Here is a 17171-nt window from a genome sequence, read left to right as displayed (position 1 = left end):
CGCTGCACTGCGGCACATTGGGCCTATCGAAACGCGACCTCCAAATTCCTGCATGGAAAGGAAATATCATGAAAACGACGATGCTGGCCGCCGCCCTGGCAACGCTGGTGGCCCCGGCTGCCTTCGCCGCGACCGAAACCTATGACCTGGACGCCAGCCACACCCAGATCATCTTCTCCTACGACCACCTGGGCTTTTCCCGCGGCTACGGCATGTTCTCGGGCATCGACGGCACGATCCAGTACGACGCCGAAGATCCGGCAGCCTCCTCGGTCGAGGTCAGCTTTCCGCTGAACACCATGATCACCGGCTGGCAGCCGCGCTTCGATCACTTCATGTCGCCCGACTTCTTTGACGATGCGGACGGTCAGCAAGAAGTGACCTTCACCTCCACCGACATCGAAGTGACCGGCGACAATACCGCGCTGATCACCGGCGACCTGACGCTGAACGGCATCACCAAGCCGGTCACGCTGGACACCACCCTGCGCCAGGCCGTTGAAAGCCACCCGATGGAAGGCAAGCCCTGGATGGGCCTGGTTGCCACCGGCACGATCCTGCGCTCGGACTTTGGTGTGGATGCCTTTGCGCCCTACGTCAGCGACGAAGTGAAGCTGGAACTCTCCGTCGAAGCCTTCAAGGCCGACGCCGAGTAATCCCTCCGGGATATGGCTCCCCTCGGGGCCGGAAAGGGCTGCCTTCGGGCGGCCCTTTTTCATGTGCCGCGAGGGGGGCGGGAAGGCAACGGTGCGGGAGCGCTGCGCCTGCGGAGGGCGGGCCTCCGGCGGGAGTACTTCGGGAAAGATGAATGGGGCAGTGCAGGGGGGGAGCGGCGCTGCGGGAGCAGGGCAGGAGCGCCCTGTGGCCATGATCATCGCGCGCGGTACGGGGAGGGGCCGCCGTTCCGAAGAGGGTACGCCCGGGGCCGGGCGCGCCGGGGACGAGAAAAGGGCCGCCCGGTGCGGGGCGGCCCTTTGGTGCTGTCCGGGCGAAAGAGCCGTGCCTCAGGGGGCGCTGTTCCGGCTGGCGGTCAGGTCGAAGCTGATCTGCACGGGGAAGGCCACCGATTGCTCGTCGGGCATCGTGTCGCCGACGTGGTAGTCGCGGCGGTCGAGCGGGAAGCTGGCGGTGGCATGGGCGGTCTCGCCATCGATCACCAGGGTGAAGGGGAAGTCGAGCGGTGCCTCGGTGCCCTTGAGGGTGAAGGTACCCTCGGCGCGCTGGCCCTCTGGGGTGTTCAGCAGATCGGCATCGAAGACCGCGGTGGGATGGTCGGCGGCGGCCAGGAAATCGGCGTCGAGCGCCTGCTTGGTGACCGAGCCGAGGGTCATCGAGGGGACGGAAACTGTCACCGTGACATGACCCGCGACGCCATCCGTGATGTCTTCGTTCCAGTCGATATCCGCCGTCCAGTCGCCGAAGGATCCGGTGACCTCCTTGCCGAACTGGGTGACCGTCAGGTCAAGGGTGCCCTGCTGGACCTGCCAGTCGCTGTCGACCGCGGCCAGTTCCGGGGTGGCGGCGGTGGGTGCGGCCTCGGGGCGGTGCACCAGGCCGCCGTAGCCGATCACGACCAGGGCCAGGAATATTGCGGCAAGGGCCGGCATGGCATGGGAGGGTTGCTCGGCCGAGGGGGTGCCGGATGTGCCCCGGGTCATGCGGGAAAGCGTGGCGTCGCGGTCGATGACATGGTGCTTGAGCGCGCCGGCCACGTGCAGCACGAGGACTCCGATCAGGGTCCAGGCGAAGGCCCAGTGCAGACCGGAAAAGACGGCCGAAACCGCCTCGCTCTGGGGCACGAAGGGCAGCGACTGGCCGAAGGGCCAGAGGATCGGGGCAAAACCGGACGTGGAGGCATGGTGGATCCAGCCGGTGAGCGGCAGGGCGATGATGCAGATGTAGAGCAGCCAGTGCACGACCGAGGCCGCCATGGCCTCGAGGCGGTGATCGCCGTTGATCAGGCCGGGGCGCCTCTGGGTGAGGGCCCATAGAATGCGCAGGACCGACAGGAAGAGCACAGTGACGCCGATGGTCTTGTGCACCGAGAAGAGCGTGGCCGTGCGCGCGACATAGGCGGCCTGCTGATCGGGCGCGACGGTTCCGAGGTTTTCGGCCAGAGTGTGAGAGTAGAGGCCGAGCGGCCAGTCGACGAGGATGAGCAGGGCGGTCAGCCAGTGGATGAGCCGGGTGACGCTGCCGTAGCTGTCGGTGGTATCGCGAAGGGACATGCGGGTTCCTTGGATCGGGAGGCAAGAGGGGGAAGGGTGACTGATGCCGCAGTTTAGCTGCGGTGCGGCATTGCTCAATCCGGGCTGCTCGCGCACCGCCTGTGCGCAGATGCGGTATCACGCCTCTGTGTCGCGCGGATGATCGCGCGGATGATCGCGCGGATTGCGCTGAGGGGCATCATTGGCTATCCCGGCGGCCAATGAGATGAGGCTGAGAGCGAGGAAGCCATAATGAGCCGCGCATTCGTGTTCCCCGGGCAGGGCGCCCAGACGATCGGCATGGGCAAGGCCCTGGCCGAGGCCTATCCGCAGGCAAAGGCGGTATTCGACGAGGTGGATGAGGCGCTGAACCTGAAGCTGAGCGCGCTGATCTGGGAGGGCGAGCAGGACGAGCTGACGCTGACCAAGAACGCGCAGCCGGCGCTGATGGCGACCTCTCTGGCAGCCTTCCGCGCGCTGGAGGCCGAAGGCGTGAAGATCACCGACGCCAAGTTCGTGGCGGGCCATTCGCTGGGCGAGTATTCGGCGCTGGCGGCGGCAGGCACCCTGAGCGTGGCGGATGCCGCGCGGCTGCTGCGCACCCGTGGCCAGGCCATGCAGGAGGCCGTGCCGGTGGGCGTCGGCGCCATGGCGGCGCTGCTGGGCCTGGATTTCAAGGCCGCGGCCGAGGTGGCCGCTGAGGCCGCGCAGGGCCAGGTGTGCCAGGCGGCAAACGACAACGACCCGGGCCAGGTGGTGGTGTCCGGCCACAAGGAAGCGGTGGAACGCGCGGTGGAGATCGCCAAGGCCAAGGGCGCCAAGCGCGCCGTTCTGCTGCCGGTTTCCGCCCCCTTCCATTGCCAGCTGATGGCGCCTGCGGCCGAGGTCATGGCGGGCGCCCTGGCCGATGTCGAACTGCAGGCACCGGCGGTGCCGCTGGTGGCCAACGTGCTGGCCGAGGCGGTACATGCGGGCCACGAGATCGGCCAGCTGCTGGTGGAACAGGTGACCGGCAGCGTGCGCTGGCGGGAATCGGTGATGTACATGGGCAGCCATGGCGTCAAGGAAATCTGGGAAATCGGGGCCGGCAAGGCGCTGTCGGGGATGATCCGGCGGATTGACCGGGGCATCGGCTGTCTGCAGGTGGGCACCCCCGAAGAGGTGAAGGCCGCCGCGGAAACGCTGGCCGGCTGAGGGCGGGCCGGGGCCCGGGCCCCGGACGCGACAGGACTGAAACGAGGGCGCCGCGGCGCCTGATCGGGAGAATTCGATGTTTGATCTGACGGGCAAGAAGGCGCTGGTGACCGGCGCGAGCGGCGGTATCGGCGGGGCCATTGCCAAGGCGCTGCATGCGGCAGGCGCGGAAGTGGCGCTGAGCGGCACGCGGGTGGAACCGCTGGAGGCGCTGGTGGCGGAACTGGGCGGTGCGGCGCATGTGCTGCCCTGCAACCTGAGCGACGGCGCGGCGGTGGACGCCCTGCCGAAACAGGCCATCGAGGCCATGGGGGGGCTGGATATCCTGGTGAACAACGCCGGGATCACCAAGGACCAGATCTTCATGCGGATGAGTGACGAGGACTGGCAGAAGGTGATCGACATCAACCTGACCTCGACCATGCGGCTGTGCCGCGCGGTGATGCGCCCGATGATGAAGGCGCGCTGGGGCCGGATCGTGAACATCTCCTCGATCGTGGGGGCCACGGGCAACCCCGGCCAGGTGAACTATGCCGCGTCGAAGGCCGGCATGGTGGGCATGACCAAGTCGATCGCCTACGAGGTGGCCAGCCGCGGGATCACCGCCAACTGCGTGGCGCCTGGCTTCATCGCCACGGCGATGACCGACAAGCTGACCGACGAGCAGAAGGCGGCCATCGACGCCAAGATCCCCGCCGCCCGGATGGGCACGCCGGAGGAAATCGCGGCGGCGGTCGTCTACCTGTCGAGCCCCGAGGCGGGCTATGTGACGGGGGCGACTCTGCACGTCAACGGCGGCATGGCGATGCTGTAAGGCGCCATGGCGCCCGGGCGAAATCCCGCCGGCCGCGGCAAATCGCGCCGTGTGGAGGGGCCGGGCGCCGGATTCGCGGCCTTTTTTCCGCCGCGAGAGGTGTTTTTTTGAAGTCTGATCTTGTCTTGCCGGGGCTTCGGCAGGAAAAGCGCAGCAGGTACGGGTTGCAATGGTAGCGCCCTTGCACCAGATCGTGAAAGCGTTTGCCTGATGGAAACCATGTGTTATAGGCGGCGCAGATTTGCGGGGGCGGTCAAGAGATGACCTGTTCCCGCGCCTCGCATGCGCGGGGGTGAACCGCCCGAAAGGGCAAGGCAAGCTGGCCCCTCGGGGCGAGGCAAGAACCGGGCCGAATGAGCCCAAGAGAGACGTGAGGGGAAATCCTATGAGCGATGTCGCAGACCGCGTGAAGAAAATCGTTGTCGAGCATCTCGGCGTGGAAGAAGACAAGGTGACCGAGAACGCTTCGTTCATCGACGACCTGGGCGCAGACAGCCTGGACACCGTCGAGCTGGTCATGGCGTTCGAAGAAGAATTCGGCATCGAAATCCCCGATGACGCCGCCGAAAACATCCAGACCTTCGGCGACGCGGTGAAGTTCATCAGCGAAGCTGCCTGATCGCTGTCCCGCATCCCGCGGGAGATCAAGGTTTCGGAAAGCCCCCTGTCGCAAGACAGGGGGCTTTCTTTTTTGGTGCTGCCGGCCGTGGCGGCGCCGGTGGGGGCGCAGGGCCATCGCGGCAGGCCATCGGGAGATTGGCGGCGACTGTCGCGGCCAAACCGGCCGCCCCCCCGCAATCGTGACCGGAGAAGGCCCGCCTCCGGACGGGCGAATTGTTGGCGAGGCTTGCCCCCGCAGGGCGGCCTCGGTTAAGAGCGTCCGAGAGGTTTTTAAAAAGGGCAGAATACATGCGTCGTGTCGTTGTCACCGGACTGGGACTGGTCACTCCCCTGGCTTGCGGGGTTGAGGAAAGCTGGAAACGTCTGTTGGATGGACAAAGCGGTGCCGGGACCATCAGCCGCTGGGATGCCTCGCACCTGGCGACGGATTACGCCTGCGAAGTGCCTTTTGGCGATGGCAGCGACGGCACCTTCAACCCTGATGACTGGATGGAGCCGAAAGAGCGCCGGAAGGTCGATACATTCATCCTTTTCGGGATCGCCGCCGCCGAACAGGCCGTGCGGGATTCCGGCTGGTCTCCCGAGGACGACGAGGGGCGCGAGCGCACCGGCGTCATGATCGGTTCGGGGATCGGCGGGCTTGAGAGCATCGCAGAAACGTCGATCCTGCTGAAGGAACGCGGCCCGCGCCGTGTTTCTCCCTTCTTCATTCCCGGCGCCCTGATCAACCTGATCTCGGGCCAGGTGAGCATCCGCCATGGCTTCAAGGGCCCGAACCACGCGGTGGTGACCGCCTGTTCGACCGGCGCCCATGCCATCGGCGACGCTGCCCGGCTGATCCAGTGGGGCGACGCCGACGTGATGGTGGCCGGCGGTGCCGAAGCCGCGATCTGCGAGATCGGCATTGCAGGTTTCAACGCGTGCAAGGCCCTGTCCACCAAGCGCAAGGATGATCCGACCCACGCCAGCCGCCCCTATGACGCGGACCGTGACGGTTTCGTCATGGGCGAGGGTGCCGGTGTCGTGGTGCTGGAGGAATACGAGCACGCCGTGGCCCGTGGCGCCAAGATCTATGGCGAATACCTGGGTTATGGCCTGTCGGGCGACGCCTATCACATCACCGCCCCCTCCGAGGATGGCGACGGCGCGCGGCGCTGCATGGAAATGGCGCTGAAGCGGGCCGGCCTGACGCCGGCTGACGTGGATTACGTCAACGCTCACGGCACCTCGACCATGGCGGACACGATCGAGCTTGGCGCGGTGGAGCGCCTGATGGGCGAGCATGCGCCGAACGTGACCATGTCGTCGACCAAGTCGTCGACGGGGCACCTTCTGGGCGCTGCCGGAGCCATCGAGGCGATCTTCTCGATCCTGGCGATCCGCGACCAGGTCGCGCCGCCGACGATCAACCTCGAGACCATGGCCGTCGAGACCAAGATGGACCTGGCCCCGAACGCGAAGGTCGAGCGCAAGATCGACGTGGCCCTTTCGAACTCCTTCGGGTTCGGCGGCACCAACGCAAGCCTGGTGTTCGGGAAGGTTCGGTAAATCATGTGGCGGTCTGTCGCCTCGAACGGGATCACGCTGCTGATCGTGGCCGCGCTGCTGCTGGGTGGCGTGATTCTCTGGGGCAAACGTGAATACACGGCCGAGGGCCCTCTGACCGAAGGCATCTGCATTCGGGTGGCCAGCGGCGAGAACATGCGCGGCGTCAGTGACGACCTGCAGGAGCAGGGCGCGGTAAGCCATGCCGCGATCCTGCGGATCGGCGCCGATTACACCGACAAGTCCGGTGCCCTGAAGGCCGGCGCCTTCCTGGTGCCTGCCGGCGCCTCGATGCAGGAGATCGTCGATATCGTGACCCGTGGCGGCGCAAGCACCTGCGGCACTGAGATCGTCTATCGCGTGGGGGTTCGGAACTCGGACGTGCTGGTGCGCGAACTGGATCCGGCCACCGGCCGCTTCGAAGAGGCCGCGCGTTTCGATGCCGGCGACGCCGAGAAGCCCGAGGTCTTCGAGACGGTCGCGGCGCAGGATGACACGCGCTATCGCATCGCGATGGCCGAAGGCGTGACGAGCTGGCAGGTCGTGCAGCTGTTGAACGACATGGACGAACTGACGGGCGAGATCACCGAGATCCCGGCCGAGGGCAGCCTGGCGCCCGACAGCTACGAGGTGCGCAAGGGCGATACGAAGCAGTCGGTCATCGACCGGATGCAGGCGAACCAGGAGCTGATCCTGGCCGCGGCCTGGGAGAACCGGGCGGACAATCTGCCCTTTGACACGCCGCAGGATGCGCTGATCATGGCCTCGATCATCGAGAAGGAAACCGGGGTGCCGGAAGAGCGCCGCCTGGTGGCCAGCGTCTTCGAGAACCGACTGGAGCAGGGCATGCGCCTGCAGACCGACCCGACGGTGATCTATGGCATCACCAACGGGCAGGGGGTTCTGGACCGTGGCCTGCGCCGCAGCGAGCTTGACCGGGCGACGCCCTACAACACCTACCAGATCGATGGTCTGCCGCCGACGCCGATCGCCAACCCGGGACGCGCCAGCATCGAGGCTGCGGTAAACCCGGAGGTGTCGGATTACATCTACTTCGTGGCGGATGGCAGCGGGGGGCATGCCTTTGCCTCTACCCTGGCCGAACACAATCGGAACGTAGCGCGCTGGCGCGAGATCGAACAGCAGAACGCGAACCAATAGGGCGCGATTTCAATGGGTTGGCGCGGGCTATGCGAATATCGTTAAGATTTCGATAGCCCGCCCGCACTCGCCCGGAAATTGACAGGGCGAACGGTCCGCTGTAGAACTTGTGACATGCTGGAAGACATGGGGAAACGGCCCGGGAGAAATCCCGAGGCCGTTTTTTCGTGTTGCTCGATCGGGGACAACAAAAAATCGCACGAGGCAAGAGCGACAATGACAAAACTACAGTCCCAGAGAGAAGACACCCGGTTGCAGAACGCGATCGAGACAATTGAACGACAGGTACTGGACATCTCGGCCGACTTGAAAGCGCTGCAGGGCAGGGTGCGCGCCGGAGAGACGGGGGCGGTGAAAGACGCCACCAAGATGTGCGGAGAGATCCGTTTCTGGATCCGGTTTGCTATGGAGATGGAGGCCAAGCTCGATGAAGGACGACAACGGAATGGACAGCACTCCGGCGGGGGCGAAGAGCTCGACCTCGGCGCCGCCCGGGCTTCGATCGGGTGCCGCCTGGATCGCCTGCGCAGATGCGGACGTACAGAAGCAATTTCTGGATGAACTTGGTGAGGGAGAGCTTCGTGCTCTCCCTTTTTTGTTCGAGTTCTGGGCGTTGCCACACCAGATCCCGCCCGAGGGGGACTGGCGCACCTGGGTGATCATGGGCGGCCGTGGCGCCGGCAAGAGCCGCGCCGGAAGCGAGTGGGTGCGCGCCCAGGTGGAGGGATCGCGGCCGCTCGATCCGGGTCGCTGCCGGCGCCTCGCTCTGGTGGGCGAGACCTATGACCAGGTGCGCGACGTGATGATCTTTGGCGAGAGCGGCATCATGGCCTGTTCGCCCCCTGACCGGCGGCCGGACTGGCAGGCCAGCAAGCGCACTCTGGTCTGGCCCAACGGCGCCCAGGCCCAGGTGTTTTCGGCCAGCGAGCCGGAGGCGCTGCGGGGGCCGCAATTCGACGGTGCCTGGCTGGACGAGCTGGCGAAGTGGAAAAAGGCTGGCGATACGTGGGACATGCTGCAGTTTGCGCTGCGGTTGGGCGAGCATCCGCAGATCTGCGTGACGACGACGCCGCGGAATGTCGGTGTGCTGAAGCAACTGCTTGAGAGCCCGTCGACGGTGGTCACCCAGGCGCCTACGGAGGCCAACAGCGCAAACCTTGCCGATGGTTTCCTCGAAGAGGTGCGGGCGCGCTACGCGGGCACGCGGCTCGGGCGTCAGGAACTGGACGGGATCATGCTGGCCGATGCGGAGGGCGCGCTCTGGACCGAGGCGATGCTGAGCGCGGCCCAGACCGAAGACATACCCGAGCTGGACCGGATCGTGGTGGCGGTGGATCCACCTGTGACCGGGCACGCGGGTTCGGATGAATGCGGGATCGTTGTGGCCGGGGCGGTATGCAGGGGCCCGGTGCAGAGCTGGCGCGCCTACGTGCTGGAAGATGCCAGCGTGAGTGCGGCCAGCCCGGTCCAGTGGGCCGAGGCCGCCATCGCGGCGCTGCATCGCCACGGTGCCGACAGGATCGTGGCCGAGGTGAACCAGGGCGGCGACCTGGTGGAGGCGGTGATCCGGCAGGTGGATGCCAATGCTCCGGTTCGCAAGGTTCGTGCCGCGCGCGGCAAGGCCGCCCGGGCCGAGCCGGTTGCGGCGCTCTATGAACAGGGCCGCGTCCGGCATATGCGCGGCCTGGGAGAACTTGAGGATCAGCTGACACAGATGACGATGCGGGGCTGGGAGGGGCTTGGCAGCCCTGACAGGCTGGATGCCCTTGTCTGGGCCCTGCACGAGCTGATGCTCTCGGCACAACCGAAAAGGATGCCCCAGGTGCGCAGCATCTAGGGCGAGTCCCCTTTAGGAAATTCTACTTTTCATGGTTTAGGCAACGCGGCAGGGCAGAAATGCTCTGCCGCTTTTTTTCGTTTTAGAACATTGGGTTCCCTGGAAAATGGGGCGAGCTGAAAAATAAACTCGGCCTGATTTGAGACGGAATGCAGCTCCTGGCGCGTTGAATTCGACGAAACGAGCCAAGAAGACGAAACGTCAGGAGCCAAAGATGACAAACTCCCCCGAAAAGACGCACGGCCACCACGGGCATGATGATCACGACCTGGGCTTTGCCCACGATCTGCCACGGATGCTGGGACGGCGGCGCCTGCTGACGCTGATGGGCGGGCTTGGGCTTGCCTCGGCTGCGGGCCTGCCGGCCGCAGCCATGGAATGCGTCGCGCTGCCTTGGGAAACCGCGGGCCCGTACCCGGCCGATGGGAGCAATGTGAAGGACGGTCAGACCGTGAATGCGCTGACGCAGGAGGGCATCATCCGCGAGGATCTGCGCCCGTCCTTTGGTGACATGACGCAAGATGCCGATGGCCTGCTGCTGGATCTGGAGTTGACGCTCGAGGATGCGGCGGGATGCACGCCGCTCGCGGGCTATGCCATCTACATCTGGCACTGCGACACCCAGGGCAAGTATTCGCTCTATGACTATACCGATGCGAACTTCCTGCGGGGCGTCGGGGTGGCCGATGACGAAGGCAAGGTGAAGTTCACCAGTATCTTCCCGGGCTGCTACGACGGGCGCTGGCCGCATATCCATTTCGAAATTTTCCGCAACGTTGACGCGGCGGTTTCAGGGGAAGCCTCGGTGTTGACGGCGCAGATCGCGATGCCTGAGGCAGAGTGCAGCGATGTCTATGCCAACGACAGCCGCTATGACGGCAGCTCGCGGAACCTGGGTCGCATCTCCATTCCCGACGACAACGTCTTTGGCGACAATACCGACGCCGAGTTGCAACAGCAGACCCTGTCCCTGACCGGAGACGCGAACAGCGGCTACAAGGGAACGCTGGTGATCCCGGTGGATTTTGATGCCGACAGCAGCACCATGGCGCCGCCGCCGGCGGGTCCTGGTGGCGACATGCCGCCACCTCCGGGCGGAGAGGGTGGCGCGCGGCCGCCGAAGCCAGGCGAGGAATGATCGAGACACAAGTCACACGAGCAACGAGGGCCCCGGATTTCCGGGGCCCTTTCGCGTATCATGGTCCCGTCTCAAAACGCTGAATGGAAAGGAAAACCGCGGGTCTTGGGCAGCGTACGGTCGGCGAGAACCTTTTTAACGGAATACCGCGATCTTCTTCTCACGGGCCGCCAAGAGGGCAGTTCGATGAAGGCCCGGCAGAACGATGCAGGGCGAGGCACCGAAGGAGAGACGCATGGGGGTCATCGACTATTTCCGCCGCGACACGAGCGGGCAGGCGACCGATGCGGCCGTGGGACCCGCACCCGAGCGCAAGGCGTCGGCCACCGGAAAGCTTGTTGCCATGCAGAGCCATGGCGGCGTGGCGTGGTCTCCCCGGGATACGGTCTCTTTGACCCGGACCGGCTTTGCCGGCAACCCGGTTGGCTTTCGTGTGGTCAAGCTGATTGCCGAAGCCGCGGCCGCGCTGCCGCTGATCTTGCAGGACGAGGCGCGACGCTACGAGGATCATCCTGTCCTGGCGCTGCTGCGGAAGCCGAACCAGGCGCAGGGGCGAGCGGAGTTCCTCGAGGCGCTCTATGGACAGCTGCTGCTGACGGGCAATGCCTATGCCGAGGCCGTAGCTGCCGAGACGGGGGCACCGGTGGAGCTTCACGTGCTGCGCAGCGATCGCATGGCGCTGGTGCCAGGGGCCGATGGCTGGCCCGTTGCCTTTGACTATACCGTGAACGGACGCAAGCTGCGTTTCGACGTGACCGGCCCACGGCCCTCGATCTGCCATATGAAGACCTTCCACCCGCAGGATGATCACTACGGATTGTCTCCTATGCAGGCGGCCGCACAGGCGCTCGACGTGCACAACAGTGCCTCGCGGTGGTCGAAGGCGCTGCTCGACAACGCGGCGCGTCCCTCTGGCGCGATCGTCTATCGCGGTGTCGAGGGCGAGGGGACGATGACCACCGAGCAATACGACCGCCTGGTCATGGAAATGGAAATGCATCACCAGGGTGCCCGCAATGCCGGAAGGCCTATGCTGCTCGAAGGCGGGCTTGACTGGAAGCCGATGGGCTTTTCCCCCTCTGACATGGAATTCCAGAAGACCAAGGAAGCCGCGGCGCGCGAGATCGCCCTGGCCTTCGGTGTGCCGCCGATGCTGCTCGGGATTCCCGGCGATGCCACCTATGCGAACTATCAGGAAGCGCACAGGGCCTTTTTCCGGCTGACAGTTCTGCCGCTCGCGACGCGGGTAACCGCCAGCATTGGCGAATGGCTCGAGATGTTTACCGGAGAAGATCTGAGAGTGTCACCGGATCTGGACAAGGTACCGGCGCTGGCCTCCGAGCGTGACTCTCAGTGGCGCCGCATCAGCGAAGCGGATTTCCTGACCCGGGAAGAGAAGCGTGCAATGCTGGGGCTGCCCCCGCTGGCGGACCATCATGGCTGACCCGAGGGAAGGGGCGCGGCTTGGCTATGACGGTTTCGAATGTGGGCCGTCCCTGCGGCTGGAAGCCCACGAGAGGGTTTCGAAGCTGCAGATCGACGGCCTGAAGTCTCAGATCGAGCGACAGGAGCAGATCATCGAACGGCTGGAACGTCGCCTCTGGCTGACTGTCTACGGAATTGTCGGGGTGATCCTGGCCCAGGCGTTTCAATCCATCATCGAGCAATTGCCCTGATCGTCCGACACGGGCGCGAAGAGCGGAGAGGTATGAAGATGTATGATAGCATGAACGCCCTCGAACTGAAATTCTGCCGGTTCGACGAGAGGCTGACCGTCCGTGAGGACGGGATGGTGATCGAAGGCTATGCTTCTCGGTTCGGGGCCTGTGACCAGGGCGGCGACGTGGTGGAGAAGGGAGCCTATGCGCTGTCTCTGAAGGAGCTGCGCAGCCAGGGCCGCAGCGTCAAGATGCTGTGGCAGCATGATCCCTGCCAGCCGATCGGTGTCTGGGACGAGCTGCGCGAGGACGAGACCGGCCTTTGGGTCAAGGGACGGCTGCTCGACGGCGTCATGCGGGGCCGCGAAGCTGCGGCACTGATCCAGGCGGGCGCCATCGACGGGCTGTCGATTGGCTATCGCACGAAGCGTTCGGCAAAGGATAGCGGAGGCCGCAGGCTTCTGACGGAACTGGAGCTCTGGGAGGTCTCTCTGGTGACCTTCCCTATGCTGACCAGTGCACGGGCAAAGGCACCGGCGGTGCCGGTGGCTGGTAAGGGCGCCGATCCCCTCGAAGACGACCTGTGGGACCTGGTGACGCTGTTCAACACGGCCCGTGCCGAAATGGGCGACCGATAGGGCGCTCTCTCAACTTCCATCAAAGGAGAAGACGATGGGTATGACCGAGAAGCATTCTCGGAACGGAGAGCATGTGTCTCCGGTAGCCGAGGTGAAATCCGCCATCGTGGATTTCATGCAGGAGTTCAAGGACTTCCAGTTCGATATTCATGAAAAGCTTCAACAACAGGAAAGCCGTTTGACAATGCTTGACCGCAAATCCCTGAGCGCCGCGCGTCCCGTGCTGGCCACGACTGCCGAAATCGAGGCGCCCCATCAGAAAGCGTTCAACGCCTACCTGCGCTCTGGCAATGACGATGGTCTGCGCGGACTGGAACTCGAAGGCAAGTCGATGTCGACGGCAGTGAACGGTGACGGCGGCTACCTGGTGGATCCGGCGACGTCGGATACCATTAAGTCGGTTCTGAAGTCCTCGTCCTCGATCCGCCAGATCGCCAATGTCGTGAACGTCAACGCGACCTCCTACGATGTTCTCATCGACACCACCGATATCGGTGCCGGCTGGAACGACGAAACTTCGGTGTCCGAGACCTCTACGCCGACCGTGGACCGCATTTCGATCCCGCTCTACGAGCTTTCGGCCCTGCCGAAGGCATCGCAACGCCTGCTCGACGATAGCGCCTTCGATATCGAGAGCTGGCTGGCCGAACGCATCGCCGACAAGTTCGCACGCGCAGAGGCGGCGGCTTTCATCAACGGTGATGGCGACGACAAGCCCACCGGCTTCATGACGCACACCAAGGTCGCCGATGCGACCTGGAGCTGGGACAACATCGGCTACATCGCCACTGGTTCCGACGGTGCTTTCGATCCGAATGACCCAGCCGATGCCATTGTCGAGATGGTCTATGCCCTGGGGGCCCGTTACCGCGCGAACGGCACCTTCGTGATGAACTCCAAGACTGCCGGTGCCGTGCGCAAGCTGAAGGACGCGGATGGCCGCTTCCTTTGGTCGGACAGCATGGCTGCCGGAGAGCCGGCACGCCTGATGGGCTATCCGGTGCTGATCGCCGAAGACATGCCGGACATTGCATCTGGCGCCTACGCGATGGCCTTTGGCGATTTCCATGCAGGTTACACCGTGGCCGAACGCCCGGACCTGCGCGTTCTGCGTGATCCCTTCAGCGCAAAGCCGCATGTTCTCTTCTACGCGACCAAGCGCGTCGGTGGGGACGTCAGTGATTTCGCGGCGATCAAGCTGCTGAAATTCGCCATCTCCTGATCGGGAGGGGCGGATCGGTGGGGCCGGGCCTACGGCCCCGCCGGGCGCGTGTCTCCTGCATGCGTTGTCCAGCAGCTCCCTCCGTCCGAGCAACGTTGGGAGACACGCGCCGGTCACTGCGCCGGGGCGGATATGGGGGCCGGGCATCGGGGCCCGGATCATCGGAGTGACATGATGATTTTGATCGAAGAAAACCAGACGCCGGCAAGCATACTGCCTATCGAACAGTTCAAGGCACACCTGCGCCTTGGCAGCGGGTTCGCTGAAGATGGCGTTCAGGAGCAGGTGCTTGAAGGCTATCTGCGTGCCGCGATTTCCTCTATCGAAGGGCGGACGGGGCAGGCACTCTATCAACGAGAGATGACCTGGGTGGTTCCCGCGTGGAAGGACCCGGAGCTTCAGCCCTTTCCGCTGGCGCCGATCCGCATGATCATGCGCGTGACCGTTCTGGATGCGGACGGAGTGGGCACCGAATATCCCGGCGAGGAGTTCATCGTTCGCGAAGACAGCCTTGAGCCCGTTTTGCGGGCCAGGTCCGGCAAGCTGCCCAGCATCGATGAGGCCGGCAAGGCCGAGATCTACATGATCGTTGGCAACGCAATGGACTGGTCGCAGGTGCCGCCCGATCTGGCCCAGGCAGTTCTGTTGATGGCAGCGCATTACTACGAATACCGCAACGACCTGAGGTTGTCGCGTGGCTGTACCCCATTTGGCGTCACGGCCCTGATCGAGCGTTATCGTCCTATGCGCCTGACGATGGGAGGTGGCGCATGAGCACACCGAACCTGAGCCGGCAGGTCACCCTGGAGGCGCCGAGCCGCACAACTGACGGCGCCGGTGGCTATACCAGCAACTGGACGCCGCTGGGAACACTCTGGGCCGAGATATTGCCGGGCACTGGCAGCTCTACCGGCCGTGGTGGCCTGATGGTTCGTGAGCAGCGACTGGCGATCACCGTTCGCGGTGCGCCTTACGGGGCCCAGAGCCGGCCCGTTCCGGGCCAGAGGTTTCGGGAAGGCGGCAGGATCTTCATGATCGACGGGGTCACCGAACAGGACGCGACAGGCCGTTATCTGATCTGTTCCGCCCGAGAGGAGATCGCCTCATGAGCTATGCGATCTCCGGCGCCCTCCAGGCGGCTATCTTCCAGCAGATCAGCCAGGACGCGGCGGTTTCCGCGCTGATTGGCAGTGACATCTTCGATGCGCCGCCCACTGGAACACCGCCGGCCACCTATGTCAGCCTTGGCCAGGAAATCGTTCGCGACCGTTCCGACAAGGACGGCTCAGGTGCCCAGCACGACCTGACCATTTCCGTCATCACGGATCAGGCAGGGTTTCAGGCCGCCAAGGCCGTCGCAGCGGCGGTTAGCGATGCGCTGGCGGCCCCCCTGCCGCCACTCAGTCGCGGGCACCTTGTTGCTTTCAGCTTCGTAAGGGCCCGCGCCCGTCTGGAAAGCAGTGCCTCGCTGCGGCGTATCGACATGAGCTTTCGCGCCCTGGTGCAGGACACCTGAGCGCCAGACATCTGAACACATCACACGGAGTAGAGATCATGGTTGCCCAGAGCGGTAAGGATCTTTTGATCAAGGTTGACATGACCGGCGCCGGCGCATTCGAAACCCTGGCGGGATTGCGGGCCACGCGGCTGAGCTTCAACGCAGAGAGTGTCGACGTGACCAGCCTGGAAAGCCAGGGCGGTTGGCGTGAGCTTCTTGGGGGTGCCGGCATGCGCTCGGCGTCTATCAGCGGTTCCGGCGTCTTCAAGGATGCCACGAGCGATGAGCGCGCACGGCAGATCTTCTTCGACAGCGAGACACCGGCGTTCCAGGTCATCATTCCGGACTTCGGGGTCGTCGAAGGGCCGTTTCAGCTGACCTCGATCGAGTATTCCGGGGCCCATGACGGCGAGGCGACCTACGAGATGGCACTGGCTTCCGCCGGCGCCCTCAGCTTTTCGGCGATCTGATGGCCAATCCCTGGGCCGGAGAAGTGGCGCTGGTCATCGACGGAGAACGCCACGTCATGAGGCTGACTCTGGGTGCGCTGGCCGAGCTGGAGGCCGGGCTGGCGAGCGGATCGTTGATCGATCTGGTCGAGCGGTTCGAAGCCGGCAGCTATTCCACCCGGGATGTGCTGGCGCTGATCGTTGCCGGGTTGCGCGGAGGAGGCTGGCGTGGGCGGCCGCAGGATCTGCTCTCGGCCGAGATCGAGGGCGGCCCGATGACAGCCGCGCGCAAGGCCGCCGAACTCCTGACGCGGGCGTTCTCGCTGCCGCCTGAAGGTGCCGCATGAGCGCGCTGGACTGGCCCGCGATGCTGCAGGCCGGTCTGCGTGGCCTTGGGCTCAAACCCGCCGAGTTCTGGGCGCTGACGCCTGCAGAACTGCACATGCTGCTGGGCAGCCTGCCAGGCCCCGAGACGTCTCTCGGGCGCAGGCGCCTGGAAGAATTGCTGGCCGCCTATCCGGACAGGCCGGGAAAGGGAGATGATTGTCATGGATGACCTGAGCTCGATTGACGACCTGAAGGAGCAACTCGCCGCCCTGGATGTCAGTCTGGGAGGCGCCGCCGACATGGCGGCGGGTTTCGATTCCGAGTTGCGACGCATGCGCAGCGCCTTTGCAGGTGCCGGAAAGGATGTACAATCTCTGGAGCGCGGCCTCAGCCGCGGGCTGCGTCGTGCCCTCGATGGCGTTGTCTTTGATGGCATGAAGATGAGCGATGCCCTGCGGAGCATTGCTGGGTCAGCCGCAAACAGCGTCTATTCCGCCGCCGTTTCCCCGGTGACCAATCATTTCGGTGGCATGCTCGCCCAGGCGATCATGCCATTTGCCAAGGGCGGTGCGTTCAGCGGTGGCCGGGTACGGGCCTTTGCAAGCGGGGGCGTGGTCTCCTCGCCTACCTATTTCCCGATGCAGGGCGGGACCGGCCTCATGGGCGAAGCGGGAGCCGAGGCAATCATGCCCCTGACACGCGGGGCCGATGGCAAGCTCGGGGTGCGCAGCGAAGGCGGTGGTGGCGTCAACATCACGATCAATATCTCGACGCCGGACGTCGAGGGCTTCCGCCGGTCGCAGTCCCAGATCGCCGCCCAAATGGGCCGTGCGCTCGGCCGCGGTCAACGCAACCGCTGAGG

General features: G+C 64.8%; 21 protein-coding genes. 20 read left to right on the top strand and 1 reads right to left on the bottom strand.

Annotation, left to right across the window (positions count from 1 at the left end):
• Positions 1-68 precede the first annotated feature (68 nt).
• Positions 69-656, top strand: coding sequence for a YceI family protein (locus tag AC0WR5_RS12035; protein ID WP_475863420.1), 588 nt, complete (start codon positions 69-71; stop codon positions 654-656).
• Between the two features lie 348 nt (positions 657-1004).
• Here the strand turns inward: AC0WR5_RS12035 and AC0WR5_RS12030 are convergent, their stop codons facing one another.
• Positions 1005-2228 (bottom strand): cytochrome b/b6 domain-containing protein, encoded by a 1224-nt coding sequence (locus AC0WR5_RS12030; RefSeq protein ID WP_475863419.1) that lies wholly within the window; start codon positions 2226-2228, stop codon positions 1005-1007.
• Between the two features lie 231 nt (positions 2229-2459).
• Here AC0WR5_RS12030 and fabD point away from each other — a divergent pair, with 231 nt between their 5' ends.
• The 19 genes from fabD to AC0WR5_RS11935 all read left to right on the top strand — a co-directional run bounded on the left by fabD (position 2460) and on the right by AC0WR5_RS11935 (position 17169).
• Complete coding sequence (gene fabD, locus AC0WR5_RS12025; RefSeq protein ID WP_475863417.1) at positions 2460-3401, top strand: ACP S-malonyltransferase; 942 nt, start codon at positions 2460-2462, stop codon at positions 3399-3401.
• A gap of 76 nt (positions 3402-3477) precedes the next feature.
• Entirely contained in the window at positions 3478-4215 is a 738-nt protein-coding gene (gene fabG, locus AC0WR5_RS12020; RefSeq protein ID WP_475863416.1) for a 3-oxoacyl-[acyl-carrier-protein] reductase, read from the top strand.
• 385 nt (positions 4216-4600) lie between these two features.
• A complete protein-coding gene (locus tag AC0WR5_RS12015) occupies positions 4601-4834 on the top strand; it encodes an acyl carrier protein (protein ID WP_475863415.1) in 234 nt (77 codons plus the stop codon).
• 290 nt (positions 4835-5124) lie between these two features.
• Positions 5125-6384, top strand: a complete 1260-nt coding sequence (gene fabF, locus AC0WR5_RS12010) for a beta-ketoacyl-ACP synthase II (protein WP_475863414.1) — start codon at positions 5125-5127, stop codon at positions 6382-6384.
• 3 nt (positions 6385-6387) lie between these two features.
• A complete protein-coding gene (gene mltG / locus AC0WR5_RS12005) occupies positions 6388-7542 on the top strand; it encodes an endolytic transglycosylase MltG (RefSeq protein ID WP_475863412.1) in 1155 nt (384 codons plus the stop codon).
• A 114-nt stretch (positions 7543-7656) separates the two neighbouring features.
• The gene (locus AC0WR5_RS12000; protein WP_475863411.1) at positions 7657-8103 is read left to right on the top strand and encodes a hypothetical protein; all 447 of its coding nucleotides are present in this window, start codon (positions 7657-7659) and stop codon (positions 8101-8103) included.
• Positions 7988-9379 carry a DNA-packaging protein gene (locus tag AC0WR5_RS11995; RefSeq protein WP_475863409.1) on the top strand — a complete coding sequence of 464 codons (1392 nt, stop codon included), beginning with the start codon at positions 7988-7990 and terminating at the stop codon, positions 9377-9379. The genes AC0WR5_RS12000 and AC0WR5_RS11995 overlap by 116 nt, the downstream gene beginning before the upstream one ends.
• Positions 9380-9593: 214 nt before the next feature.
• Positions 9594-10517 (top strand): dioxygenase family protein, encoded by a 924-nt coding sequence (locus tag AC0WR5_RS11990; protein WP_475863408.1) that lies wholly within the window; start codon positions 9594-9596, stop codon positions 10515-10517.
• A 235-nt stretch (positions 10518-10752) separates the two neighbouring features.
• Positions 10753-11961 carry a phage portal protein gene (locus AC0WR5_RS11985; RefSeq protein WP_475863407.1) on the top strand — a complete coding sequence of 403 codons (1209 nt, stop codon included), beginning with the start codon at positions 10753-10755 and terminating at the stop codon, positions 11959-11961.
• Complete coding sequence (locus AC0WR5_RS11980) at positions 11954-12193, top strand: GTA head formation protein, RCAP_rcc01685 family (protein WP_475863404.1); 240 nt, start codon at positions 11954-11956, stop codon at positions 12191-12193. The genes AC0WR5_RS11985 and AC0WR5_RS11980 overlap by 8 nt, the downstream gene beginning before the upstream one ends.
• A 32-nt stretch (positions 12194-12225) precedes the next feature.
• Positions 12226-12813: an HK97 family phage prohead protease gene (locus tag AC0WR5_RS11975; RefSeq protein ID WP_475863402.1), complete on the top strand. Its 588-nt coding sequence runs from the start codon at positions 12226-12228 to the stop codon at positions 12811-12813.
• A 34-nt stretch (positions 12814-12847) separates the two neighbouring features.
• Positions 12848-14035, top strand: a complete 1188-nt coding sequence (locus AC0WR5_RS11970) for a phage major capsid protein (RefSeq protein WP_475863401.1) — start codon at positions 12848-12850, stop codon at positions 14033-14035.
• Positions 14036-14206: 171 nt separating this feature from the next.
• Positions 14207-14809 carry a head-tail connector protein gene (locus AC0WR5_RS11965; protein WP_475863399.1) on the top strand — a complete coding sequence of 201 codons (603 nt, stop codon included), beginning with the start codon at positions 14207-14209 and terminating at the stop codon, positions 14807-14809.
• The gene (locus AC0WR5_RS11960; protein WP_475863397.1) at positions 14806-15144 is read left to right on the top strand and encodes a head-tail adaptor protein; all 339 of its coding nucleotides are present in this window, start codon (positions 14806-14808) and stop codon (positions 15142-15144) included. Before AC0WR5_RS11965 ends, AC0WR5_RS11960 begins: the two co-directional genes overlap by 4 nt.
• A complete protein-coding gene (locus AC0WR5_RS11955; protein ID WP_475863395.1) occupies positions 15141-15551 on the top strand; it encodes a DUF3168 domain-containing protein in 411 nt (136 codons plus the stop codon). Before AC0WR5_RS11960 ends, AC0WR5_RS11955 begins: the two co-directional genes overlap by 4 nt.
• Before the next feature lie 38 nt (positions 15552-15589).
• A complete protein-coding gene (locus AC0WR5_RS11950) occupies positions 15590-16003 on the top strand; it encodes a phage major tail protein, TP901-1 family (RefSeq protein ID WP_475863393.1) in 414 nt (137 codons plus the stop codon).
• The gene (locus AC0WR5_RS11945; RefSeq protein ID WP_475863391.1) at positions 16003-16329 is read left to right on the top strand and encodes a gene transfer agent family protein; all 327 of its coding nucleotides are present in this window, start codon (positions 16003-16005) and stop codon (positions 16327-16329) included. The genes AC0WR5_RS11950 and AC0WR5_RS11945 overlap by 1 nt, the downstream gene beginning before the upstream one ends.
• Entirely contained in the window at positions 16326-16538 is a 213-nt protein-coding gene (locus tag AC0WR5_RS11940) for a rcc01693 family protein (protein ID WP_475863390.1), read from the top strand. The genes AC0WR5_RS11945 and AC0WR5_RS11940 overlap by 4 nt, the downstream gene beginning before the upstream one ends.
• On the top strand, positions 16531-17169 hold the full coding sequence (locus AC0WR5_RS11935; RefSeq protein ID WP_475863389.1) for a phage tail tape measure protein: 639 nt from the start codon (positions 16531-16533) through the stop codon (positions 17167-17169). The genes AC0WR5_RS11940 and AC0WR5_RS11935 overlap by 8 nt, the downstream gene beginning before the upstream one ends.
• Positions 17170-17171 lie beyond the last annotated feature (2 nt).

The organism is Pseudooceanicola sp. DL12 (assembly GCF_056270665.1).
Note: the sequence above shows the minus strand (reverse complement) of the source record. Positions and strands in the feature narration are given on the sequence as shown.